Origin of the sequence: Nakamurella flava (assembly GCF_005298075.1) — a bacterium.
Lineage (GTDB): Bacteria > Actinomycetota > Actinomycetes > Mycobacteriales > Nakamurellaceae > Nakamurella > Nakamurella flava.
This window is the reverse complement of the sequence record NZ_SZZH01000003.1, coordinates 605,851-628,981: the sequence shown is the minus strand read 5'-3', so window position 1 is coordinate 628,981 and position 23,131 is coordinate 605,851. Positions and strand designations below refer to the sequence as shown.

Annotated in this window: 21 protein-coding genes; 14 read left to right on the top strand and 7 right to left on the bottom strand. The window is 71.9% G+C overall.

Annotated elements, in window-relative coordinates; genetic code table 11:
* Positions 1-100 precede the first annotated feature (100 nt).
* The 13 genes from FDO65_RS14730 to FDO65_RS14675 all read left to right on the top strand — a co-directional run bounded on the left by FDO65_RS14730 (position 101) and on the right by FDO65_RS14675 (position 14,094).
* Entirely contained in the window at positions 101-373 is a 273-nt protein-coding gene (locus FDO65_RS14730; protein WP_137450426.1) for a DUF4031 domain-containing protein, read from the top strand.
* Positions 374-668: 295 nt separating this feature from the next.
* On the top strand, positions 669-1,571 hold the full coding sequence (locus FDO65_RS14725; protein WP_137450425.1) for a hypothetical protein: 903 nt from the start codon (positions 669-671) through the stop codon (positions 1,569-1,571).
* A gap of 160 nt (positions 1,572-1,731) precedes the next feature.
* Positions 1,732-2,763, top strand: coding sequence for a pepsin-like aspartyl protease (locus FDO65_RS14720; RefSeq protein WP_137450424.1), 1,032 nt, complete (start codon positions 1,732-1,734; stop codon positions 2,761-2,763).
* 13 nt (positions 2,764-2,776) lie between these two features.
* Complete coding sequence (locus tag FDO65_RS14715) at positions 2,777-3,868, top strand: hypothetical protein (RefSeq protein WP_137450423.1); 1,092 nt, start codon at positions 2,777-2,779, stop codon at positions 3,866-3,868.
* Positions 3,869-3,974: 106 nt separating this feature from the next.
* The gene (locus tag FDO65_RS23385; RefSeq protein WP_476739044.1) at positions 3,975-5,477 is read left to right on the top strand and encodes a hypothetical protein; all 1,503 of its coding nucleotides are present in this window, start codon (positions 3,975-3,977) and stop codon (positions 5,475-5,477) included.
* 48 nt (positions 5,478-5,525) lie between these two features.
* Positions 5,526-6,344: a hydroxyethylthiazole kinase gene (thiM, locus tag FDO65_RS14710; protein WP_137450422.1), complete on the top strand. Its 819-nt coding sequence runs from the start codon at positions 5,526-5,528 to the stop codon at positions 6,342-6,344.
* Complete coding sequence (gene thiE / locus FDO65_RS14705; RefSeq protein WP_137450421.1) at positions 6,341-7,054, top strand: thiamine phosphate synthase; 714 nt, start codon at positions 6,341-6,343, stop codon at positions 7,052-7,054. The genes thiM and thiE overlap by 4 nt, the downstream gene beginning before the upstream one ends.
* A 32-nt stretch (positions 7,055-7,086) precedes the next feature.
* The gene (gene thiD / locus FDO65_RS14700) at positions 7,087-7,959 is read left to right on the top strand and encodes a bifunctional hydroxymethylpyrimidine kinase/phosphomethylpyrimidine kinase (RefSeq protein ID WP_137450420.1); all 873 of its coding nucleotides are present in this window, start codon (positions 7,087-7,089) and stop codon (positions 7,957-7,959) included.
* Positions 7,960-8,011: 52 nt separating this feature from the next.
* Positions 8,012-9,157: a magnesium transporter CorA family protein gene (locus tag FDO65_RS14695; RefSeq protein WP_166442198.1), complete on the top strand. Its 1,146-nt coding sequence runs from the start codon at positions 8,012-8,014 to the stop codon at positions 9,155-9,157.
* Positions 9,158-9,307: 150 nt separating this feature from the next.
* The gene (locus FDO65_RS14690; protein WP_137450418.1) at positions 9,308-11,023 is read left to right on the top strand and encodes an L-lactate permease; all 1,716 of its coding nucleotides are present in this window, start codon (positions 9,308-9,310) and stop codon (positions 11,021-11,023) included.
* Between the two features lie 133 nt (positions 11,024-11,156).
* Positions 11,157-11,906 carry a (Fe-S)-binding protein gene (locus FDO65_RS14685; protein ID WP_137450417.1) on the top strand — a complete coding sequence of 250 codons (750 nt, stop codon included), beginning with the start codon at positions 11,157-11,159 and terminating at the stop codon, positions 11,904-11,906.
* Positions 11,903-13,444: a LutB/LldF family L-lactate oxidation iron-sulfur protein gene (locus FDO65_RS14680; RefSeq protein ID WP_137450416.1), complete on the top strand. Its 1,542-nt coding sequence runs from the start codon at positions 11,903-11,905 to the stop codon at positions 13,442-13,444. Before FDO65_RS14685 ends, FDO65_RS14680 begins: the two co-directional genes overlap by 4 nt.
* Positions 13,441-14,094, top strand: coding sequence for a LutC/YkgG family protein (locus FDO65_RS14675; protein WP_137450415.1), 654 nt, complete (start codon positions 13,441-13,443; stop codon positions 14,092-14,094). The genes FDO65_RS14680 and FDO65_RS14675 overlap by 4 nt, the downstream gene beginning before the upstream one ends.
* Positions 14,095-14,206: 112 nt before the next feature.
* On the opposite strand, the gene FDO65_RS14670 is transcribed toward FDO65_RS14675, so the two are convergent.
* The 5 genes from FDO65_RS14670 to FDO65_RS14650 form a co-directional block, all read right to left on the bottom strand.
* Entirely contained in the window at positions 14,207-15,340 is a 1,134-nt protein-coding gene (locus FDO65_RS14670; RefSeq protein WP_137450414.1) for a GuaB3 family IMP dehydrogenase-related protein, read from the bottom strand.
* Positions 15,341-15,629: 289 nt separating this feature from the next.
* Positions 15,630-16,400 carry a DUF6636 domain-containing protein gene (locus FDO65_RS14665; RefSeq protein WP_137450413.1) on the bottom strand — a complete coding sequence of 257 codons (771 nt, stop codon included), beginning with the start codon at positions 16,398-16,400 and terminating at the stop codon, positions 15,630-15,632.
* Between the two features lie 17 nt (positions 16,401-16,417).
* A complete protein-coding gene (locus FDO65_RS14660; protein ID WP_137450412.1) occupies positions 16,418-16,834 on the bottom strand; it encodes an MmcQ/YjbR family DNA-binding protein in 417 nt (138 codons plus the stop codon).
* Positions 16,835-16,892: 58 nt separating this feature from the next.
* Positions 16,893-17,399 (bottom strand): YceI family protein, encoded by a 507-nt coding sequence (locus tag FDO65_RS14655; RefSeq protein ID WP_137450411.1) that lies wholly within the window; start codon positions 17,397-17,399, stop codon positions 16,893-16,895.
* Positions 17,396-17,797 carry a hypothetical protein gene (locus tag FDO65_RS14650; RefSeq protein ID WP_137450410.1) on the bottom strand — a complete coding sequence of 134 codons (402 nt, stop codon included), beginning with the start codon at positions 17,795-17,797 and terminating at the stop codon, positions 17,396-17,398. Before FDO65_RS14650 ends, FDO65_RS14655 begins: the two co-directional genes overlap by 4 nt.
* A 119-nt stretch (positions 17,798-17,916) precedes the next feature.
* Between FDO65_RS14650 and FDO65_RS14645 the strand changes: the two genes are divergently transcribed.
* A complete protein-coding gene (locus FDO65_RS14645) occupies positions 17,917-20,742 on the top strand; it encodes a helix-turn-helix transcriptional regulator (protein ID WP_137450409.1) in 2,826 nt (941 codons plus the stop codon).
* A gap of 66 nt (positions 20,743-20,808) precedes the next feature.
* On the opposite strand, the gene FDO65_RS14640 is transcribed toward FDO65_RS14645, so the two are convergent.
* Together FDO65_RS14640 and guaB are read right to left on the bottom strand one after the other, a co-directional pair.
* Positions 20,809-21,444, bottom strand: a complete 636-nt coding sequence (locus FDO65_RS14640; RefSeq protein ID WP_137450408.1) for a hypothetical protein — start codon at positions 21,442-21,444, stop codon at positions 20,809-20,811.
* Positions 21,445-21,483: 39 nt separating this feature from the next.
* Positions 21,484-23,070, bottom strand: coding sequence for an IMP dehydrogenase (gene guaB, locus FDO65_RS14635; protein WP_420847537.1), 1,587 nt, complete (start codon positions 23,068-23,070; stop codon positions 21,484-21,486).
* Positions 23,071-23,131 lie beyond the last annotated feature (61 nt).

Genomic DNA, 23,131 nt, shown 5'->3' with positions numbered 1-23,131 from the left:
GCTGATCGATCCGTTGACGACCGGCCCGGCGTCGTAGCCTCGGCCGACGACCGTGCTGATCGATCCGTTGACGACCGGCCCGGCGTCGTAGCCTCGGCCGATGACCGTGCTGATCGATCCGCCCCGCTGGCCTGCGCACGGGCGCCTCTGGTCGCATCTGGTCAGCGACACCTCGTACGAGGAGCTGCACGAGTTCGCGGCCGCCCTGGGGATCCCGTCGCGCGGTTTCGACCACGATCACTACGACGTCCCGCAGGAACGGTACGAGGCGATCGTCACGGCCGGGGCGGTGCCGGTGGAGGCCCGGGAGCTGCTCGAGCGATTGCTGCGGTCCGGTCTGCGGCAGCGCAAGCGGGACCGGCGCACCGGGTGAATCGTCACCCGCTTCGGTGACGGCGGGCCGGCCGGCGGGCTGTTCGTCCTACCGTTCGCAGATGAGCTCCCGACGCCGCTCGGGACCGTGGGTCCGGGGGGACGTCGGTATGCAGGTATGGCGAAAGACGTTAGGCGACAGGACTTCCCGGGTCAGGTGGTCGACGGGTGCTGGTCTGGCGGCGGCGGCCCTGGTGTTGGCGGGGTGCGGCAACTCGACCCCGGCCGGGAACGGGTCGACGGCGGGTCCGACGGGCGCGGCGACGGCCGCATCGCTGGCCGCCACCGGAGCCGGTGTGTCGATACCGGTCCAGACCGTCGCCGGCCCGCAGGACCAGCCGTTCCTCACCACGCAGATCAGCGTGGGCGGCGGCGCCCCGGCCACGGTCTGGCTGGACACCGGCTCGTCCGGCCTCATCATGGATCCCAGCGCCCTCGGACCGGACGTCACCCAGGGCACACAGACGCAGACCAGCGAGTACGAGTCCGGGAACATGGTGAGCGCCATCAGTACAGCCACGGTGTCGCTCGGCGGGGCCACCACTTCCTCCCCGATCACCATCGGCGTGCGGGACGACTCCGCATCGACGTTCCAGTTCCCGGCGGGCACGGTCGGGATCATGGGCATCGCCACCGCCAACGCCGACTCGTTCTCCGGTCAGGCACTGTTCGCTCCGCAGTTGCAGCTGCCGGCGCCGCTGAATGCCGGATCCACTCTGCAGGCCGCACCGGTCGGTCAGACCGGCACCTGGACGCTGGGGCCGGTGACACCGCCGTCGGGAGCGACATCGGTTGCCCTGGCAGCTCTGTCGGGTGGGTCGACCGGTGCGCCGGCGGGCTACCCGGCGTTGGAACGGGGCGTGCCGCTCTGCTGGACGGTGGGCAGCACGGGCCCGGTCTGCGGACCGACCGATATCGACGCCGGGTCGCCGTCGGCCATCCTCACCGGCGACCAGTTCGCCGGCCTGGCCGGCAGCGGGAAGCTGATCGGCGCCGGGACCGCGGTCACCGTCGGCGTCCAGGGCGGCCCGACCGTCTGGTCGTTCACCTCCGGTTCGAGCTACGCCGACGACACGGTCGGATGGGTCGGCACCGGGCTGGGGGCGAACCAGTTCAACACCGGCCTCGGCTTTCTGATCGGCCGCACGGTGGCCTGGAACTACCCGGCCGCCCAGGTCTGGATCGGGCCGCAGGCCTGACCGGTCGTCGATGACCCCTCCGGGGGACGCCCACGCGGTTCGTCACCGTGGGGGGCGGACCCGTCGATAACGTCGCGCACGTCACGACGTCCGTCCGGGGACGTCGCCGGTGCTGGGGGGCGCCATGCGGATGCGAACGGACCATTCGACCGTCGGTAGGGTGCGGCGGGCGCGTGGTCGGGTGACCGGCGTCGGGCTGGCGGCCCTGCTCGCTCTGACGGCGTGCGCCAACGGGGCGTCGCGTCCGGCCTACTCCGGCGGCTCGTCGGACGTTGGCGCCCTGGCGGCGACGGGGTCGGCGGTGTCCGTGCCGATCACGACGACGGCGGACGGCTCGCACAACATCGTCTCGGTCCAGATCTCCGTGGGGGGCGGTGATCCGGTACCGGTCATGCTCGACACCGGGTCGGCCGGCCTGCTCATCGACGCCTCGGTCGCCGGGCCGCAGACCTCTGCGACCGGCGGACCCTTCACCCAGCACTACGTGAGCGGACCGGTCAGCGGTTCGCTCGGGTCGGCCGTCGTCACCATCGGCGAACTGAGCACCCCGCAGCCCATCACCGTCGGACTGGTCGATTCCTCCAGCGCACCGACCGCGTTCGCCTCCGGGATGAAGGGCATCCTCGGGGTGGCGACGACCAACGACGGGGGCCAGGCGATGCTGGCCCCCACTCTGCAGATGGCCGCCCCGTACAACGCGGGGTCGACGCTGCAGGTGGCCGCAACGGCCGGCGCCACCGGGACGTGGTCACTCGGCCCGGTGACGCCGCCCGCCGGCGCGACATCGATCCCCCTGGTGGCCCAGACACCGGGAAGCAGCGCGACCCCCGAGGGCTTCCCGGGTTTCGCCCAGGACGTGGACCTCTGCTGGACCATCGGCGGCAAGGCGGCGAGCTGCGGGCCGACGGACCTCGACACCGGCAACGACTCGCCGGCGCTGAACGCGACCACCTACGCGGCGGACGGTCCGGTGCACACGGTCCTGCCGTCCGGGCAGTCGATCGCGGTGGCCCCGCCGAACGGTGCCCCGCTGTGGTCCTTCACGACGGGCCAGACGGTCGGGACGGACGCCGTCAAGCTGTCGTCCCTCGGCGAGAACACGCAGTTCAACACCGGTCTGCCGTTCTTCTACGGCCGCACCGTCGCCTGGAACTACGCCGGCGGCGAGCTCCTCCTCGGCCCGGCGGCCTGACGTGGGGACGATCGTGGGACGGCGGCGGAGCAAGCGCCCGCTGGGCGCTGCCATGGCCGTCGCGGCGTTGCTGGCCCTGGCGCTGGTCGGCTGTTCGGGCTCGACCGCCACCCCCGGGACAGCGTCGACCTCCCCCTCGGGGAGCACCGTGGCCGGGTCGGCATTGTCGACGGCGAGCGCGATGGCCGCCACGGGCTCGCCGTTGTCCGTCCCCTTCTCGACCATCACGGTCGACGGCACGCCCAAGATCACGGTGACGGTCAGCATCGGGGGCGGTGACCCGGTTCCGGTCGTCCTGGACACCGGCTCGTCCGGGTTGATCGTCGCGTCGTCGGCCGTCGGGCCGGAGACCACCTCGGACGGGACGCCCTTCACCACGACGTTCACCGGCGGGACCGTGCAGGGGACGGTGGAATCGGCGACCGTCGCCATCGGCGGGGTGAGCACCGCGAATCCGATCGCGATCGTGGTGGCCGACACCTCCGGCTCGACGACGGACTTCTTCAGCAACGGCACCCAGGGCATCATGGGCATCTCGTCGGCCAATGGTGCGACGTTCGCGGGTCAGTCGATCTTCGCGCCCAACCTGCAGTTGCCGGCGCCGTACAACGCGGGCTTCGCCCTGCAGATCGGCGCCGACTCACCGCCGACGGGGACGTGGACGTTGGGCCCGGCGGCCGTCCCGGCCGGTGCGGTGACCGCTACGCTGACGCCGATCGAGCCGGGCGGGTCCCCTCCGCCGGGATACCCCGGCTTCGCCAAGAGCCCGTCCCTGTGCTGGACGGTCGGTGGTGCGGCGCAGAACTGCGGGGTCACCGATCTCGACATCGGGGAGTCCGCGCCGGGGCTGAACATCTCGACGTTCGGCAGCCTCGCATTCGACGGCAAGCCGTATCTGGCCCCGGGCCAGACCGTCACCGTGGCGGGCCCGACGGGCCCGCCGCTCTGGAGCTTCGCCACCGGCCTGACCAAGGGCAAGGACCTCGTGCAGCTCGTCCAACTGGGGCCGGTCGCCCAGTACAACACCGGCCTGCCGTTCTTCTACGGGCGGACCGTCACGTGGGACTACACCGGCGGGCAGGTGTCGATCGGCCCAGCGTCCTGAGCGAAAATGAATGCCCTGGCTCGACTGTCAGAACCACGGGGGTCCTGCTTGACGGCGGGGACTATCGTCGAGGCATGAACAGCAGATGGGACACCACCCTCGCCGCATGACGGGGCCGTCGACGCCGTTCGGCGTCTTCACCCCGACCCACCGCATTCTTGGGCTCGTCGACCAGTGGGAATTCGGGTGTTGCGCCCCGCTACCCGTGGTGGGCGGAACAACCTGGTGGCGCTGGACTTTCGTTCCCCACGTCGAGGCCCCACTGCCGGACTCGGACGAGCAGGGGGTCTTTTCCCACCACTGGACGATCCGTTCGCGCGCGGAGCTGACAAACGGATCGACCGCATTGGAACTGCGCAGCGGGGATCTCGTCGCCTGGTGGCAGCCGGACGAGCGGGGCGAGTTCGTCTGGCTCGACCCCGTTCGGGGTCGCGCGAGGGTGCCGGCGGCGTCGGTCACCGACGTTCTCGTCGGGCGAAGGCTGCTCCTGCGGGGCCGGTTGCTCGGCGGGCGGCACGGCGGCGGACCCGACGCGGAGTTCCCCTACATCGGCGCCCGCGTGCTCGGCATGACCATCCTGGGTCGGCGCTCACGGATCGAGAACCATCGGAGCCGAACGGTTCTCGCCCGGACGGCCCGCCGAGAGGCACTGGGTCCGCCGCGATTCTGGGACTACCCCGAATCCGACGACCCGCCCGTCGAGGTCCATGAGCACGCGTTGCTGATGGAACTGACCGGGCTCACCCCGCACGAAGCGGCACGCGACCGACGACATCAGGGACGGGGCCGCATCCTCCCGGTGAACGATCTCCGTGCCCTCCTGGCGGCGGTGCAACCGGTGGCGCCGGGCACGCTGCTCGTCGCGGCCGGGCACACGGCCGACAAGAGTGCGCAGTTGCCGCCCGGGTTCCGACCGCCGCGGCACCCCCACGAGTGGACGACGCAGGACACCGATCTGATCAGCGCCGGAGAGGTGATCACCCTGCACCGCCGCACCGTCATTTGCCGGTTCGGCCCGTCGGAGGAGCATCCGGACGGCGCCGAGCGGGACGAGTTGCCGGACGGTAGGCCCCTGTCGATCCGCAGCGGCCGACGGCAGTGGCGCTTCCCCCTCTGGCCGACCGACTCCTTCCGAGTCCCGGGCGACCGGGAACTCACCGCGGTGGAGTCGACGGCCCGGGACGACCCGGGTCCGCCCTCCCCGCCCCGTCCCGCCGGGTGGCAGGCCCTGCTGGACGGCGCGGATCCGATCGGGGAGGTCAGGGCCATCACGGCGTTCGGGAAGCCGTGCTGGACGTACACGATGCCGGGACCGGCCCGGGCGGGCTGGGCGGTCGACCGGGTGGTCGTCGACGCCGAGACCGGCTGGTTGGTCGCCGAGTCCCGCCAGGGCGGGTGGTCCCAGGTCCGCTGGAGCGACGTCCGCCTGACGGACTCGCCGACGGCCGACGACATCGCGGCCTTCACCTGGGCCGGGCCGCGCGGCCCGTCGACATGTTCCGCCAGCACTGGGCGGCACACCGGCCGGTCCGCCCGACGTGACGCCGACGGCTACGGTGGACGGCGGCGCGGGGCGTCGGAGCCGCCTCACGGGCGGCCCGCCGACTGAGAAGCACCCGTGGAACCTGTCGAGGTCATGCTTGCGAAGGGACGCCCTGTGAACTCCACCGACCCCCACGGTGCCGCCGTGACGACGGACGAGGTGGCGTCCGCCATCGCCGCCGTGCGGGCGACGTCGCCGCTGGTGCACTGCATCACCAACACCGTCGTCGCGAACTTCACCGCCAATGTCCTGCTGGCCGCGGGTGCGGCCCCGGCGATGGTCAACGACCCGGCCGAGAGCGGCGTGCTGGCCGGGGTGGCCGGCGCGCTGCTCATCAACCTGGGCACGGTCACCAGCGCCCAGGCCGAGGGCATGGACGTGGCCATCGGCGCGGCCGTAGCGGCCGGGGTGCCGTGGGTGATGGATCCGGTGGCCATCGGCGCACTGCCGCTGCGCACCGACCTGGCCCGGTCGTGGGCCCGCCGCTCCCCCGCCGTGATCCGGGGCAACGCGTCCGAGATCGGCGCCCTGGCCGGGGGTCTCGGCGGCCGCGGAGTCGATTCGACAGCCAGCCCGGAGGAGGTCGCCCAGACGGCCCGCACGCTCGCCGCCGAGTTGGGAACCGTGGTCGCGGTCAGCGGACCGGTCGACTACATCACCGACGGCCACCGCACCGCCCGGGTCGACGCGGGGCACCCCTTGCTGACCCGGGTGACCGGCGTGGGGTGCTCTCTCGGGGCCTTGATCGGCGCAGCGGTCGCCGCCTCTGGTGATCCGTTCGTCGGCGCGGTCGCCGGCACCGCACTGGTCTGTGTCGCCGGGGATCTGGCCGCGGCCGACCACACCGGCCCCGGCTCCTTCGCTGTCGCGCTGCTGGACCGGATGTCCGACGTCCGCCCCGAGGACGTCGCGGCGCGAGCCGGTCTGCGATGACGGCCTTGTCGGTCGACATCGACGGGAGGATCTCCGCGGCAACGGGTTCCGGCATCTACCTGGTGACCGACACCGGCCTGTGCGGTGATCGGGAGGGGGTCGCGGCGACCGCGGCCGCCGCCGCCGCCGGTGGCGTCCGGACCGTCCAGTTGCGCGACCCGTCGGCGACGACTCGCGAGCTCGTGGCCCTCGGCCGGGCGTTGCGGGCGGCACTCGATCCGTTCGGCGTCCCGCTGGTCGTCAACGACCGGGCCGACGTGGCGATCGTCGTCGGGGCGGCCGGGGTGCACGTCGGCCAGCGGGATCTCGATCCCCGGGACGCCCGGGCCCTGCTCGGCCCGCAGGCCCACGTGGGCCTGTCGATCTCGAACGAGCGGGAACTGGCCGATGCGCTCGCCCTGCCCGCCGGGACGGTCGACCTGCTCGGGGTCGGACCCATCCGGGACACCCCGTCAAAGACCGACGCCGCGCCGGCGATGGGCTGGGCTGGTCTCGCCGCGGTCTGCGCGGCCAGCCCCGTACCGGCGGTGGCCATCGGCGGTATCGGCGTCGCAGATCTGGCCACGGTCGCGCGATCCGGCGCGGTCGGTGCCGCAGTGATCTCGGCGATCTGCGGGCGAGAAGATCCGGACAGCGCAGCCCGGGAACTGGTCTCGAGCTGGGAGCTGGCCGCGGCCGCCGCCCGTGATGGTGGGGGGCGGGGGGCGTGACGGGCCGCGCGCGGCCGACCGGTCATCCCCCGGTGGTCGCCACGATCGCCGGGTCCGACCCCAGTGGCGGGGCCGGCATCCAGGCCGACCTCAAGACGCTCAGTGCGCTCGGCGCCTACGGCTGCGCCGTACTGACCGCACTCACCGCCCAGAACACCCGGGGAGTCACCGGCGTGCACGCGGTGCCGGCCGACTTCGTGCGGGCGCAGTTCGACACCCTCGTCGCGGACGTGGAGCTCGACGCGATCAAGATCGGGATGGTCGCCGACGGGGCGATCGCGGCGGCCATCGCCGACGGTCTGGCCGAGCTCGCGGCGGGTGGGTCGGGTGCCGTCGTGGTCCTCGATCCGGTGATGATCGCGACCTCGGGCGACCGGTTGCTGGCCGCCGACGCCGAGGACGTCGTGCGCCGTCGACTGGTCCCGGCCGCCGATCTCATCACCCCGAACGTCGACGAGGCCGCCGCCCTGCTCGGGGTGGATCGGGCCACCACGATCGACGATCTCCGGACGCAGGCTCTGGCCCTGCGTGGTCTCGGCGCCCGGCGGGTGCTGCTCAAGGGCGGTCACCTGGCCCATCCTGGGGGCCCGACCGGCGACCGTTCGATCGACGTGCTGGTCGACGCGGACGGCACGGTGCACGAGATCGGCGGGGAACGGATCGACACCGTCAACACCCACGGCACCGGCTGCACACTGTCGTCGGCCATCGCGGCCCTGCGGCCGGTGAGCCCGGACTGGGTCATCGCCGTCCGGCGGGCCAAGGACTACCTGACCCGGGCCCTGCGACACGCGGACGACCTGCAGATCGGCCGGCCGGACACCGATGGTCGGTCGCCGGGACACGGGCCGGTCCACCACTTCGCCGAGGTGTGGCCACCGGCTGGTGCTCACCGGTCGAGGTGATCACCCTCCGCGCTCCGACATCCGTCCCCTGTCGTCGGCGCACAATCGCGGCATGACCGTCGACGGGCGTGGCCACGCCTCCGCGCAACCCCCCTTCGTCGCGTCCCCGGCGGCGAATGCGGCGGTGCCTTCGGCGCCGACCGGCGCGCCGCCGCGAGCGGTGCTGTGGCGGCCCGACGGCACGGTCGAGCGGGACTGCGCGCCGACGCGGATCCTCGAGGTGTTGCACCGCGAACCGGAGGCCCGGGCCTGGTGGCTGTTGCCCCGGCAGTCCGGCGGGGATCTGCAGGCCGCGGCCGATCTGCTGGGCCTGGATCAGCTGGCCATCGAGGACCTGTTGGACGATCGTGAGCCGCCCAAGGTCGACACCCTCGGTGAGACCGTCATCGTGGTCACCGCCGCCGTCCGCTTCGACGTGCCGTCGACCCGGCTGCTGGTCGACCGGGTGTCGATGATCGCCGCCCCCCGCCTGCTCGTCCTGCTGGCCGACGACGGACCGGCCGCCGAACTTATCGCCGCGGTCCGGCGACGCTCCCCCGACCAGCATTTCCATCCCCGGGCGGCCGATCTCGCCCTGCACACCGTGCTCGACGTGCTGGTCGACGGATACGGCACGACACTGCTGGCCATGGAGCAGTGCGCCGAGCACCTGTCGGAGTTGCTCTTCGACGACCACCCGCTGTCCAAGGCCGACCAGCTGCAGGCGTTCCGGCTCCGTCAGGCCGTCACCGCGATCCGGCGGGTGACGTCACCGATGGTCGACGTGACGACCGAACTCGCGGGGGCGGCCACCCGGTCCGAGCCCACACCGACGGCCGATCCCGGGGACGGCGACGCCGAACGCACGGACGACGACCCGCTGGCCCGGCTGATCCGGCCGGAGACGGCCCGACGGTTCGCCGACGTCCGCGATCACGCCGCGCATGCGGCGGACAGCACGATGGCCCTGCGGGACGAGCTGTCGAGTGCGTTCGAGACGAACCTGGCCCTGGCCGACGTCCACCTGAACCAGATCATGAAGAAGCTGTCGGCCTGGGCGGCCATCATCGCCGTCCCGACGCTGGTCACCGGGTTCTTCGGGATGAACGTGCCGTATCCGGGGTTCAGCGAGGGCAGTGGCTTCGTGGCCGGGCTGACGATCATGGTCGCCGCCGTGGTGACCCTGTTCGTCACCTTCCGCCGCAAGGGCTGGCTGTAGTCCGGCGTCGTCCCCACTGACCGCCGGGTGGCACATCGACCGCCGGTGGTCTTTCCTCCGCGTGGGACAACTGGTCCGTTCGGCCTCTAGACAGCCCTCTCATTGTTCTCTAAGGTCGGTTCAATCTTTGGTCAGACCATAGGAGACTCAATGGTGAATCCCCGCTCTGCCGCCCTGCTCGCCGAGACCTACCAACCCGACACCACTGCGGTCGGCGGCAGTCTGCTCGGCACCGCACTGGTCTCGATGATCCCGCTGGTGGTGGTGTTCGTCTTCCTGGGTCTGCTCAAGACCAAGGCCCACGTCGCGGGCCTCGCCGGACTGGCCGCAGCGATCCTCGTCGCGGTCTTCGCCTTCGGGATGCCGGTGGAGCTGAGCCTCCTCTCGGCCTCCCAGGGCTTCCTCTACGGCCTCTTCCCGATCATGTGGATCGTGCTCGCGGCGATCTGGCTCTACGAACTGACCGTCATCAGCGGCCGTTTTGAAGACCTGCGCACCTCGTTCAACCGGGTGTCCGACGATCCCCGCATCCAGGGCATCATCATCGCGTTCTGCTTCGGCGGCCTGCTCGAGGCGCTCGCCGGGTTCGGCGCTCCCGTCGCCATCACCGGCGTCATGCTGGTCTCGCTCGGCTTCTCCCCGATGCGCGCCGCCGCCACCGTGCTGCTGGCCAACACCGCCCCGGTCGCCTTCGGCGCCATCGGCATTCCGATCATCACCGCCGGCAACCTGACCGGCATCGACTACCACGAGATCGGCGCGGTCGTCGGCCGGCAGACCCCCATCCTGGCCATGTTCGTGCCGTTGCTGCTGGTGATGATCGTGGACGGCAAGCGGGGCATCAAGCAGACCTGGCCGATCGCCCTGGTCGCCGGTGTCGCCTTCGCCATCGCCCAGTTCATCAGCGCCAACTTCATCTCCGTGGAGCTCACCGACATCATCGCCTCGCTGGTCGCCCTGGTGGCCGTCGTCGTGATGCTGAAGTTCTGGAAGCCGAAGGACACCCCCGAGGCCCGGGAGCGCCTGGCCCTGGCCGCCAAGGCCGACCACATCGAGCCGGTCGACGGCTCCGGCGGGGGCGCCCCCGTCGCCACCGCGGTCTCCACCGAGAAGCTCACCGCCGGACGCACTCTCATGGCCTTCCTGCCGTACCTCGTGGTCATCGCGATCTTCTCGCTGGCCAAGCTGCTCACCCCGCTCAAGACCTGGCTGGCCAGCACCGACCTCAAGTTCGGCTGGCCCGGATCCGACGGCAACATCCTCACCACCGCCGGCAAGACGTCCACGGCCACCCAGTACACCTTCGGTTGGCTGTCGACCGCCGGCACCCTGCTGGTCATCTCCGGCGTCATCGTCGTCATCGCCTACAAGATCAAGCCGTCGGTGGCCGTGAAGGAGTTCGGTCGCACCATCGTCAAGCTCAAGTTCGCGCTACTGACCGTGGGCAGCGTGCTCGCCCTGGCCTACGTGATGAACCAGTCCGGTCAGACCATCACCATCGGCCAGTGGCTCGCCGCCGGCACCGGCACCTTCTTCGCGTTCCTCTCCCCCATCCTGGGCTGGGTCGGCACCGCCGTCACCGGGTCGGACACCAGCGCCAACGCCCTGTTCGCCACCCTGCAGCAGTCGGCCGGCGAGAAGGCCGGGCTCGACCCGACCCTGCTGGTGGCCGCCAACACCTCCGGCGGGGTCGTCGGCAAGATGATCAGCCCGCAGAATCTGACCATCGCCGCCACCGCGGTCGGCCTGCTCGGCCGGGAATCCGACATCCTGCGGCGCGTCCTGAAGTGGAGCGTCGGGCTGCTGTTGGCCATGTGCGTCCTGGTCTACCTGCAGAGCAACCTGCTCGCGTGGATGATTCCCTGATCCACCGCGTTCCCGAACGACCGTCACCGCACCGTCTCCCGCCGGTATTGCGCGTCAAGGCCGCAGTACCGGCGGGTCCACCCCGTCACTCGCCGCACTGCCCGCCGCACCACCCGCCGCCAACGGAGTCGTCATGCGCATCGCGCTCATCGCCACCTGTCTGGGGGACGCCCTGTTCCCGGACGTCGCCAAGGCCACCACCCAACTGTTGGAGCGCCTCGGCCACGAGGTCGTCTTCCCCGCCGAGCAGGTCTGCTGCGGCCAGATGCACGTCAACACCGGGTACCTGAAGGAGGCCGTCCCGGTCGTCGAGCACCACGTCGAGGTCTTCGAACGCGCCCGGTTCGACGTGGCCGTCGCCCCGTCCGGATCCTGCGTCGGCTCAGTCCGGCATCAGCAGGCCATGGTCGCCCGGCGGGCGGGACGGACCGACCTGGCCGAACGGGCCACCGCACTGGCCGGTCGCACCTACGAGCTGTCCGAGCTGCTGGTCGACGTACTGGGCGTGACCGACGTCGGGGCCTTCTACCCGCACCGCGTCACCTACCACCCGACCTGCCACTCGCTGCGGATGCTGCGGGTCGGCGACAAGCCGCTGCAGCTGCTGCGGGCGGTCGAGGGGATCGACCTGGTCGAGCTGCCGGGCGCCGACCAGTGCTGCGGGTTCGGCGGCACGTTCTCGATCAAGAACGCCGCGACCTCGTCGGCGATGCTGGCCGACAAGGTCGACAACATCTGCTCGACCGGCGCCGACCGGTGCACGGCCGGGGACGCGTCGTGCCTGATGAACATCAACGGCGGGTTGACCCGCGGCGAGAAAGGCGTGCAGACCGTGCATCTGGCCCAGATCCTCAACTCGACCCGGGAGCGGGTGGCGGCATGACGAGTGGAACATTCCTGGGGATCCCCCGTCGGCATCGTCACGAGGAGTCGCCGCTGCGCGGCGAGACCTCGTTCCCGAAGGCCGCCAAGACGGCACTGGCCAACGACCAGCTGCGCCGCAACCTCAAGCACGCCACCGGCACCATCCGGGCCAAGCGGGCCCTGGTGGTGAACGAGATGCCGGACTGGGAGCAGCTGCGCGATGCCGGAGCGGCGGTCAAGACCGATGTGATGGCCCGGATGCCGGAGCTGCTGGAGCAGTTCGAGGCCAAGGTCATCGAGCGCGGTGGCGTCGTGCACTGGGCGGCGGATGCGGCCGAGGCGAATGCGATCGTCACCGAACTGGTGCGCGCGCAGGGGGTCTCGGAGGTTATCAAGGTCAAGTCGATGGCCACCCAGGAGATCGGCCTCAACGAGTACCTGGAGGAGCAGGGCATCGCGGCGGTCGAGACCGACCTCGCGGAGCTCATCGTGCAGCTCGGCCACGACAAGCCCTCGCACATCCTGGTGCCGGCGATCCACCGCAACCGCACCGAGGTCCGTGACATCTTCCTGTCCGAGATGACCGGTGTCGTCGAAGGTCTCACCGACGAGCCGAAGCAGCTGGCGATGGCCGCCCGCTCCTACCTGCGGGCCAAGTTCCTGTCCGCGAAGGTCGCCATCTCCGGCACCAACTTCGGCATCGCCGAGACCGGCACCGTCGGCGTGGTCGAGTCCGAGGGCAACGGCCGGATGTGCGTCACCCTGCCCGAGACGCTCATCACCGTCATGGGTATCGAAAAGCTGCTGCCCCGCTTCGAGGATCTCGAGGTGTTCCTGCAGTTGCTGCCCCGGTCCTCCACCGGCGAGCGGATGAACCCCTACACCTCGCTGTGGACCGGCGTCACCCCCGGCGACGGCCCGCAGAACTTCCACATCGTGCTGCTCGACAACGGACGCACGAACGCATTGGCCGACCAGGTCGGCCGAGCCGCGTTGCACTGCATCCGGTGCTCGGCCTGCCTGAACGTGTGCCCGGTGTACGAGCGCACCGGCGGGCACGCCTACGGCTCGGTCTACCCCGGACCGATCGGCGCGGTGCTGACGCCGCAGCTGACCGGGATCACCGGCCATGACGACCCGAGCGCCTCGCTGCCGTACGCGTCATCGCTGTGCGGCGCCTGCTACGACGTCTGCCCGGTGAAGATCCCGATACCCGACCTCCTGGTCGAACTGCGGGCCCGGGCCGTCGACGCCGACCGCTCGCGCACGATCCCCGGCGGCTGGGACGCGGCCATGCGGGCCGCGGCCTGGGTGATGAGCGATGCCAAGCGGTTCGCCGCGGTCGAGAAGACGCTGGCGGTCGGGCGTCTGGTCGCCGGACCGGACAAGCTGATCTCCACCCTCCCGCCGCCCGGCAGCGCCTGGACCAGGACCAGGGACATGCCCGCCCCACCGAAGCAGACGTTCCGGCAGTGGTGGAAGGAATCCCACCCCGAGGGGTCCATCGCCCGGTCGGCCGACCCCGCGGACACCGAGCAGAAGGACGGTCACCGATGAGCTCCCGTGAGGTCGTCCTCGGCCGTATCCGCGCCGCGCTGGCGGCGGACACCGATGCTCCGCCGCCGGTCCCCCGCGACTACGTCCGGGTCGGCGCGGACGCTCCCGGCACCGAACCGGTGCTGGAGCAGATGATCGACCGCCTGGTCGACTACAAGGCGATCGTCGATCGGGTGCCCGCCGGCGAGGCCGCTGCTCTGGGCGACGCCGTCGCGGCGGCGCTGTCGAAGGCCGGGGCCCGTTCCGTCGTCGTACCGTCGGATCTCCCCGCGGATCTGGTCGACGCCAGCGGCCGGGACGAGCGGGTGGTCGTGGCCGACGGCCGCCCGTCCGTGCTGACCCCGACGGAACTGGACGGCGTCGACGCGGTGGTCACCACCGCCCAGGTGGCCATCGCGATCTCCGGGACGATCGTGCTGGACGGCAAGGCCGGTCAGGGACGTCGCGCCATCAGCCTCGTCCCGGACTTCCACCTGATCGTCCTGCACGCGGACCAGGTGGTGTCGACCGTCCCGGAGGCCATCGCCAGGCTCGACCCGATCGCCCCGCTGACGATGATCGCCGGCCCGTCGGCCACCAGCGACATCGAGCTGGAACGGGTGGAGGGCGTCCACGGCCCGCGCACCCTGCACGTGCTGATCGTCGGCTGATCGCCGACTCCCAGGTCGGTCCGACACGACGAGGGGGTGTCCCGCCGCGATGGCGGGACACCCCCTCGTCGTCGTTGCCGGGGCCGAACGATGCCGGTTCCCGCCGCTGGGCTCAGGCGCGCAGCGACAGCCCGACCTTCTGGAATTCCTTGAGACCCGAGTATCCGGCCTTGGCCATGGCTCGGCGCAGGGCCCCGAACAGGTTGGTGCGGCCGTCTGCGCCCAGCGCCGGCCCGAACAGCAACTGCTCCATCGACACGTCCGCCGGCCCGCACGGAGCCGCGAACCCGCGGGGCAGGATCGGGTGGGCTGCCGTCGTCGGCCAGAACCACCCCTGGGCGGGGACGGACGCGGCCCAGGTGAGCGGCTCACCCAGCATGACCGCATCGGCGCCGCAGGCGATGGCCTTGGCGATGTCGGCGCTGCTGTCCATCCCGCCGCTGGCGATGACGTGGACGTACCGCCCGCCGGTCTCGTCCAGGTAGGCGCGGCGGGCGGCCGCGGCGTCGGCGATCGCCGTGGCCATCGGGACCGCGATTCCCAGTACCTCGTCGGTGGTGGAGGTCGACCCCTCGCCGTGCCCGACGACGACACCGGCGGCGCCGGTGCGCATGAGGTGCACGGCGGTCTGGTAGTTGGTGCAGCCACCGACGATGACCGGGACGTCGAGGTCGGAGATGAACGACTTGAGGTTGAGCGCGACGCCGTCGCGCTGCACGTGTTCGGCGGAGACGATGGTGCCGAGGATGACGAGCAGCTCGGCGCCGGCGGCGATGGCCGGGCCGGCCAGCTGGGCCGCGTTCTGCGGGGACAACCGGACGGCGGTGGTGCCCGACCCGCTGTTGGCGACGGTGCGGACGGCCTCGGTGAGCAGGTCGATCTGCACCGGGGACGAGTAGACCCGCTGCAGCTCACGGATGAGATCGTCGGGATCGTCGGCGCTGATGCCGGTCTCGATGAGCTCGTCGAGGACGCGTTGCGGATCGGCGTGCCGGCTCCACAGGCCCTCGCCGTCGAGGACGCCGAGACCGCCCAGGGCGTTGACCTCCGCGGCGACGGCCGGCGAGCCGATGGCGTCGGTCGGCTGGGTGATCAGCGGGATCTCGAAGCGGTAGGCGTCGATCTTCCACGCGGTGGAGACGTCGGACGAGGAGCGGGTCCGGCGGGACGGGACGATCGACACCTCCGACAGGTCGTAGGCGCGGCGGGCCGTGCGACCCATACCGAACTCGACGGATTCGGGCACGTCCATCCTCCTGCACTGCCGGGTTTCCGGTGGGTCAGCCTAGTCGGCGGAGCGGAGCGCAGCCGCCAACCAGCACAGCAGGCCGGGGCCGCCCGCGGGCGACGCAGGAGCCCGCGGCCGAGCCACGGCCGTCGGCGGAGCGGAGCGCAGCCGCCATGGGCACAGCAGCGGGGGGGGCCGGTCGCCGGGCGACGCAGGAGCCCAGCGCCGACCCACCGCCGTCGGCGGAGCGGAGCGCAGCCGCCAACCAGCACAGCAGCGGGGGCCGGCCCGGACGAACCACCGTCGGTCAGAAGGTGTCGAGTGCGTCCCGGCGGAGCGTGAAGCCGTGGCCGGTGCCGTCGTGTCGGCAGGTGACGCCGGTCTGGGCGCTGGAACAGGTGATGGCGCCGTCGGTCAGGGACTGCCCGTAGGGCAGGACGGTGGCCACGGGCGGCACTTCGACCCCGCCGAGGCACTGCCCGGATTCGGCCCCGGCCGCCCCGATGGCGACGTGGTTGTCGAGCCAGTTCCATTCGCAGGACGCGGGTTTGGGCGGTCCGGTCCAGTTCTTCTGGTCGATGGAACAGAGCGCGTAGCCGTCGCCGCTGGCGGTGATGGTGCAGTGGATGTTGCCCGACGGGGAACCGAAGTACAGCCCGCCGCCGGCCGCCGGCACGGTCAGTGGCTCGCCGGGACGGAAGGCGTATCCACGGAAGGCGTTCGGATCCGCGGCGGCGCCGGCGGCGGCCGTCATCGTGGCGGTGGCGGTGGCGGTCACGGTGGTGGCCATGGTCGGCGGGGTGGTCTCCGTGGTCGGGGTCAGGGTTCCCCACCCCATCGTCGGCAGGGGTGTCGCTGTCCCGGCGACCTCGTCGCCGCGGTCGCGGAGAACGACGAACACGGTCGTCGCCACCACGGCCAACACGGCGGCCACGGCGGCGGGCAGCGCCCAGGACGGGTGTCGGACCGGGGGTCGGTCACCGACCGCCGGGCCCGTCGGGGGGAGGGCACTGCCGCACCGTGCGCAGAACGCTCCGACGGCCGACGGCATCCCGCACTGCGGGCACACTCTGTTCACCTGGGCATCGTCCCCGATCACCGGCCCTCCGGCGGACCGTCGCGTTCGGCCAGGAACGCGTCGGCCAGTCGTTTCGGTGCGCGGGCCAGCCAGGCATCGGTGAGGATTTCGTCCAGACGCGGCCGGTCGACGCGGGACAGACGGAGCAGCACGGCGGCGTAGTTCGCGAAATGCGGGATGTCGAAGAACAGGTCGGGGTCCTGGGCGAGGACTGCCTCCTTCTCGCCCAGATCGTCGACGGAGACGGCGAGGATGGGTTCGTCCGGGACCTCGCGGCCCGACTCGGTGAGGGCGCGTACGTCGGACTTGTTCAGGGGCCGGACCCAGGCGTAGGCCTTGTCCCGCACGGTCCAGGAATGGTTACCCCACCGCACCCTGCTCCCGGCCTCCGGGAGCTCGGCGGCGACGGCTTCCACGTCCTCCCAGGTGGCCACCGCCCCAGCAGACCAGATCCCCGGACCGGTGGCCAGGGCTCGACCCGCCGGATGCCCTTCACCGGCGACGGAACCGGGCGGTGACGTCGAGGTCGACCCACCGCCCGATGGTAAAGCGCGGAGCCCTGATGCCCAGGAGCCGCCGGTCGAGTCGCCCGCGGATGCGCACCGCCGCGTCGTCCGCCGATGGAGCGGTCTCGGGGACCACGGTGACCTCCACGGGTGCGGTGGTACCGCGGGCGTGGATGACCGCGATCGCCGTCCACCCGTCGGATGTCACCGAGAGGTCGTCGACCTCCACCGTCATCGTCGGGTGGGTGGCGATGTCCATCAGTCCGGGTTTGGCCAGATCCCGGTCACGCCGGACGTTCCCGGTGTCGATGGCCGCGAGGTCGAGGTCGGCGGTGACCCGCCGCGGGAGGCCGTCGGCGTCGATGTCGCACCGCGCCGACAGGAACGGGATGCTCCCCGGCACCGAACGGCCCATCCCTCGGGCGACGAACTGCGCCGTGCTCGTCGCCGGATCCAGATCCCACCGGCCGACGGCCACGGTCGGGGCATTCACCGGGACACCTCCGGCACACCGAACCCACGCATCTCGACGACCTGGAACACCTCGGCCGTATCGGGCCCCGGCAACAGCGAGACGTCCTCTCCCGGCAGCAGTTCCGACGAGGAGACCAGCTCCTGCAACACGTCCAGGGTGGCCGCGTCGCGCACGGTGACCACGACAATCTCGTGACCGTCGGGTCGCCGCAGGACCTGCAGTCCGATGAACTCGTCACGCAACCGTGGGTGGTGCAGCAGGGTGGGCCCGAGCCGTTCCCGGCCGGCGCGATCCGCCGCCGCGATCAGCTCGGCCGATCGGGGTCCCTGGAACGTCAGGACCAGCGTGACCGGTCCGTTGGAATCGTCCCGGTCGTGCTGACCCGCCGTCTGTTCGCCGGTGGTCGATCCGTTCATGACTGCCTCCTTGGTCGGCGTGCACTGCGGACGACTGTGGACGGCGGCGACGACGGGCGCCTCGGTGGAAATACCGACATCCGGTACTGAATCCGACCGCGGGCGTCCATACTCGGCGGGTGTCGCCTCTCGTCGGTCGCACCACCGAGCAGTTCGAGCTCGCGCAGTTGCTGGCCGGGGCGGCGAACGGTCGAGGCGGGTTCGTCCTGATCAGCGGGGACGCCGGGATCGGGAAGACCTCGCTCGCCGAGTCCGCACTGGTCCCGGCCGCAGCGGCGGGCCTGCGGGTGGTCCGAACACGGGCGGTCGACGACCCGGGGGCACCGCCCCTGTGGATCTGGCGTCGACTCGGTCGCAGCGTGCCCGAGATCGGGCGGCTGCTCGACGACGAGGCGGTCGACCAGGCCCCGGCCGACCGCCGGCTTGCCGTGTTCGCGGCCGTCGTCGACCACCTGCTGGACGAGGCCACCCGGACCGGCCTGGTCGTCCTGCTGGACGACCTGCACTGGGCCGACCCGGGTTCCCTGGCGCTGCTCCGGCTGCTGGCCGACGAGGCCGCCGACGCGCGACTGCTCCTGGTCGGCACCGCACGCCGATCCGGCGGCCCGGCCTGGGACCGGGGCGCGACCGAGCTGCTCCGCCGTCCCACCATGCACCCGATGCCACTGTCCGGCCTGACCCTGCCCGACGTACGGGAGTGGCTCGGCTCGTCGCCCCGGCGCCGGGAATGGTCGTCGCTGGCGGAACAGCTGCACGAAGTGACCGGCGGCAACCCCTTCTATCTGACGTTGATGACGTCGGCACCGGCCGGGGCGGGCACGACAGCGGGGCGACGGCCGGACATCGTCGCCGAGGTGACGGCCCGGCTGCGCCGGTTGTCGCCGGCAACGCGCGATCTCGCCGAGACCGTGGCGCTGCTGGGCGATCTCGCGACCCGGCCGCTGGTCGGGATGATCATCGCCCGGAGTGATGCCGAGGTGGCGTCGGCGTTCGACGACGCGGTGCGCGCCGAGATCCTGCAGCCGGTCGAGGGACCCGCGATCACCCACGCCCTGGTGCGGGACGCGATCACGGCGGGTCTGCCGGCCCGGCGACGGTCGGAACTGCACCGGCGGATCGCCCGCGCACTGGAGAGCGGCGGGGACCCGTTGACCTTCGGGGCGATCGCCGGACATTGGCGGCAGGTCGACGACCGGGACAGCACGCTGCGGTCCGTGGTGTGGGCCCGGCGGGCAGCGGTGGTCGCCGGTCGCCACCTCGACCTGGACGGTGCCGTCTCGGTGCTGGCCGACGCGCTGGAGCGGGCCGAACGAGCGGGGCTTTCGGCCGTGGATCTGGCCGAGTTGGCCGCCGAACTCGCCGAGGCCCGGTTCCGCGCGGGAGACGTCGTCGGCGCGACCGACACCTGCCTGCGGGTCGGCGATCTGGCCGGGACGAGTGGGCGGCCCGATCTGTTGGCGCGCGCGGCCCTGACGATCCGGGGCATCGGCGACTGGCGATCCGCCGGGGTGATCGTCGATCTGTGCGAACGGGCGTTGCGCGCCCTCCCCGACGGCGCGGACGTGTTGCGGGCCCGGGTCTGCGCCCAGCTGTCGGCCACGCTGACCGAGACGGTCGACCCGGCGCGGGGCGCGGAACTCGCCCGGAACGCGGTGGCGATGGCCCGGCAGTGCGGCGACCCGATGGCCGAGCTGGAGGCCATCGCCGCCCGCCACCTGGCCATCACCGTGCCCGCGACGGTGGGCGAACGGGAACGACTCGCGCGCCGGGCGGTGGAACTGGCCGCTGCTCCGGGGGTTTCGTCGGTCGACCGGGTGCTCGCGCACCTCTGGCTGCTGATGGCACTGCACCAGAGCGGCCAGGTCGACGGCGCCCGGGAGCAAGCGGCAGCGATCGGACGCATCGCCGAACAGCACCGCTCGTCCGTCGCCCGGTGGCACGATCTGCGGGTCACGGCGGCGATGGCCGAATTGACCGGCGATTTCGACCGGGCCCGCCGGCTCAACCGGGCATCGCTGGACGTGGCGCTCCGGATGGGCGACGAGTCGATGCTGGGAGTGCACCAGTCGTTCCGCCTCTTCCTCGGGGTGGTGCGGGGAGACCCCGGTGAGATCGACGACGACGCGGTCCGCATGCTGCGGTCGGAGACCCGGATCCCCCTGGTCAGGGCACTCCTGGTGCTGGCCCTGACGCTCCGCGGCGAGCGGGCCGAGGCAATCGCGGTCTTCGACCAGTTGCGCGCACTCCCGGACGAGATGGCCGGCCAGGTCCGTTGGGCCGGGACGATCAATCAGATCGGGCTGGCTGCCGTCGCGCTCGACGACGCCGAGGTGGCCGGCCGCGTCTTCGACGCGATCCGCGGGAGCGGTGGTCCGTACGACGGGGACGGCTCCGGTTTCATCGTCGCGATGGGGGCGGTCTCCCGCCAGCACGCCGACTACGCCCTCGCCGCCGGCCGCCTCGAGGAGGCCATCTCGCTCTATCGCGAGGCGGAGCCCCTGAACATCCGCATAGGCGCCCGCCCGTTCACGGCGTTGACCCGGCTGGGGTGGGCCACCGCCCTCGTCCGTCGGTACGGCTCGCGCCGCCCGGGTGCCGACCCGGCCGATCTGGTGTCGGCGTCGACCCTGCTCGAGCTGGCCGACGGCGAATTCCACCGACTGGACATGCCGGGCCCGTCGGCCGCTGCGTCCCGTCTGCGGAGGGCCATCGTGGAACTCTCGCCCCGTCCCCCGGCCAGCAAGACCGACCGCCTGACCGCCCGCGAGGCCGAGGTGGCCCGGCTGGTGGCCAGCGGGCAACGGAACCGGGAGATCGCCACCGCGCTCTTCCTGTCCGAACGCACCGTCGAGTCGCACGTCCGCAACGTGCTGGCCAAACTGCAGCTGCACAACCGCGTAGAGATCGCCGCGTGGGCCGCCCGTCGACCGGACCACGAAGGGTGAGGCGACCGACCGTCGACCGCACGAGATCGTGTTCCCGCCGGCACCGCACCGGGGCCTGACAGCCGGCTACTGGTGGTGCTCCCCGCCGTCCGAGGGGTCGCCCGCGGAGCGGCTGGCCGACCGCGGGCGCTGCCGGTTCTGCGCCTCCAGGGCGACCCAACGTCGCTCGAGCGCGGCCGCGCGCCGGGCGACGTCGGCCTCGACGTCGACGTCCGTCCGGACCTTCTCCCGCGGCGGCGGCGTGATCAGCACTCCTGGGACGGGCGGTCGCCGCAAGGGGCGGTCACCGATGCGGGCGACGAGCGCGGCCTGATCCGGGGCGATGTCCTCGAGCGGCACCGGACGTCCACCCGCACGCAACGCCACCCGCGGGGCCACGGCCGGCTCCAGCCCCGTCGGCGGGACGACGATGGCCTCGACCTCGGGCCAGGTGATGAACCGCCGGCGCCACCGGTAGGGCCGGCGGATGCCCCGCACGTCGATCACGGTGGGTGGGCGGACCGACATCAGCACGAACAGCCCGCCAGCGACGACGAGCAGACAGCCCAGGACCACATCACCCCGCCAGCACTGGAACACGCCGTACCCGACGTAGAAGGTGGCCGCCACCCTCGCCAGCACCGGGTGCCGGCCGGCCCATCGCTGCCCGACGACCCGCGGCGCCGGTCCCGTCTCTTGCCGGTCGCTCGACGACTCACCCATGGCGGCTCTCGCCGTCAGCTCGCCGGCCTCCCGTCCGCCTCAGCGGTTGACGTAGTTGGGCGCCTCGTCGGTGATGGTGATGTCGTGCGGGTGCGATTCGCGCAGACCGGCCGAGGTGATGCGGACCAGCTTGGCGTCCTTGAGCGCCTCGATGGTCGGCGACCCGGTGTAGCCCATCGCCGCGCGCAGACCACCGACCAGCTGGTGGGCGACGTCCTGCAGACGACCGCGGAACGGCACGCGCCCTTCGATGCCCTCGGGGACCAGCTTGTCGTCGCTGAGCACGTCGTCCTGCGAGTACCGGTCCTTGGAGTAGGAACGGGCCTCGCCGCGGGACTGCATCGCGCCGAGCGACCCCATCCCCCGGTAGGCCTTGTACTGCTTGCCGGCGACGAAGATCAACTCGCCCGGCGACTCGGCCACACCGGCCAGCAGCGAGCCGAGCATGACGGTGTCCGCGCCGACCGCGATGGCTTTGGCGATGTCACCGGAGAACTGCAGACCGCCGTCGCCGATCACCGGGACCCCGGCCGGCCGGCAGGCCTTGGCGGCCTCGTGGATCGCGGTGACCTGCGGGACGCCGATACCGGTCACGACCCGGGTGGTGCAGATGGACCCGGGGCCCACCCCGACCTTGACCGCGTCCACCCCGGCATCGACCAGCGCCTGCGCGCCGGCCCGGGTGGCCACGTTCCCGCCGACGATGTCGACCCGGGTGCCGACCTCGTTGCGCAGCCGACGCACCATGTCGCCGACCCGCTGCGAGTGCCCGTGCGCGGTGTCGACCACGACCACGTCGACGCCGGCCTCGACCAGCAGCATGGCTCGCTTGTACGACTCCTCGCCCACGCCGACCGCCGCACCGCAGAGCAGGCGACCGTCGGCGTCCTTGGTGGCGTTCGGGTACTGCTCGGTCTTGACGAAGTCCTTGACGGTGATGAGACCGCGCAGCTTGCCGTCGCCGTCGACCAGCGGCAGCTTCTCGATCTTGTGCTTGCGCAGCAGGCCCAGGGCAGCCTCGGCGCTCACCCCGACCGGCGCGGTGACCAGCGGCATCTTGGTCATGACCTCGCGCACCGGGCGCGACAGGTCGACCTCGAACCGCATGTCGCGGTTGGTGATGATGCCGACCAGCCGTCCGTCGGCGTCGGTGACCGGGACACCGGAGATGCGGAACTTGGCGCACAGCGCGTCCGCCTCGCGCAGGGTGGCGTCCGGCGGGCAGGTGACCGGGTCGGTGACCATGCCGGCCTCGGACCGCTTGACGATCTCGACCTGCGCGGCCTGGTCCTCCATGGCCAGGTTGCGGTGCAGGATGCCGATCCCGCCCTCGCGGGCCATCGAGATGGCCATCCGCGATTCGGTCACGGTGTCCATCGCGCTCGACACCAGCGGCACCCGCAGCCGGACGTTGCGGCTGAACCAGGTACTGGTGTCGGCCTCACTCGGCACCAGGTCGGAGGCGTCCGGCAGCAACAGGACGTCGTCGTAGGTCAGGCCGATCAGGCCGAACTTGTCCGAGTCGTCGTACCGGCCGCTCGAGGCGCCCTCGGCGGGATCGACCCGGACCGACCCCGATCCGTTGAAGCTTCCGCGACGATCCGTCGACTCCGCTGCTGACGTCACCACAACCCGACCTTCCTGCCGGTCGGCCGGGCCCCCGCCCGTCCGCGACCGGACCATTCCG

What these genes read in the sequence shown, in the direction of transcription:
- FDO65_RS14730 (WP_137450426.1), top strand. Translation starts at nt 101, where the DNA reads ATGACCGTGCTGATCGATCCGCCCCGCTGGCCTGCGCACGGGCGCCTC.
- FDO65_RS23385 (WP_476739044.1), top strand. Translation starts at nt 3,975, where the DNA reads ATGACGGGGCCGTCGACGCCGTTCGGCGTCTTCACCCCGACCCACCGC.
- thiE (WP_137450421.1), top strand. Translation starts at nt 6,341, where the DNA reads ATGACGGCCTTGTCGGTCGACATCGACGGGAGGATCTCCGCGGCAACG.
- FDO65_RS14695 (WP_166442198.1), top strand. Translation starts at nt 8,012, where the DNA reads ATGACCGTCGACGGGCGTGGCCACGCCTCCGCGCAACCCCCCTTCGTC.
- FDO65_RS14690 (WP_137450418.1), top strand. Translation starts at nt 9,308, where the DNA reads ATGGTGAATCCCCGCTCTGCCGCCCTGCTCGCCGAGACCTACCAACCC.
- FDO65_RS14685 (WP_137450417.1), top strand. Translation starts at nt 11,157, where the DNA reads ATGCGCATCGCGCTCATCGCCACCTGTCTGGGGGACGCCCTGTTCCCG.
- FDO65_RS14680 (WP_137450416.1), top strand. Translation starts at nt 11,903, where the DNA reads ATGACGAGTGGAACATTCCTGGGGATCCCCCGTCGGCATCGTCACGAG.
- FDO65_RS14675 (WP_137450415.1), top strand. Translation starts at nt 13,441, where the DNA reads ATGAGCTCCCGTGAGGTCGTCCTCGGCCGTATCCGCGCCGCGCTGGCG.
- FDO65_RS14650 (WP_137450410.1), bottom strand. Translation starts at nt 17,797, where the DNA reads ATGAACGGATCGACCACCGGCGAACAGACGGCGGGTCAGCACGACCGG.
- FDO65_RS14640 (WP_137450408.1), bottom strand. Translation starts at nt 21,444, where the DNA reads ATGGGTGAGTCGTCGAGCGACCGGCAAGAGACGGGACCGGCGCCGCGG.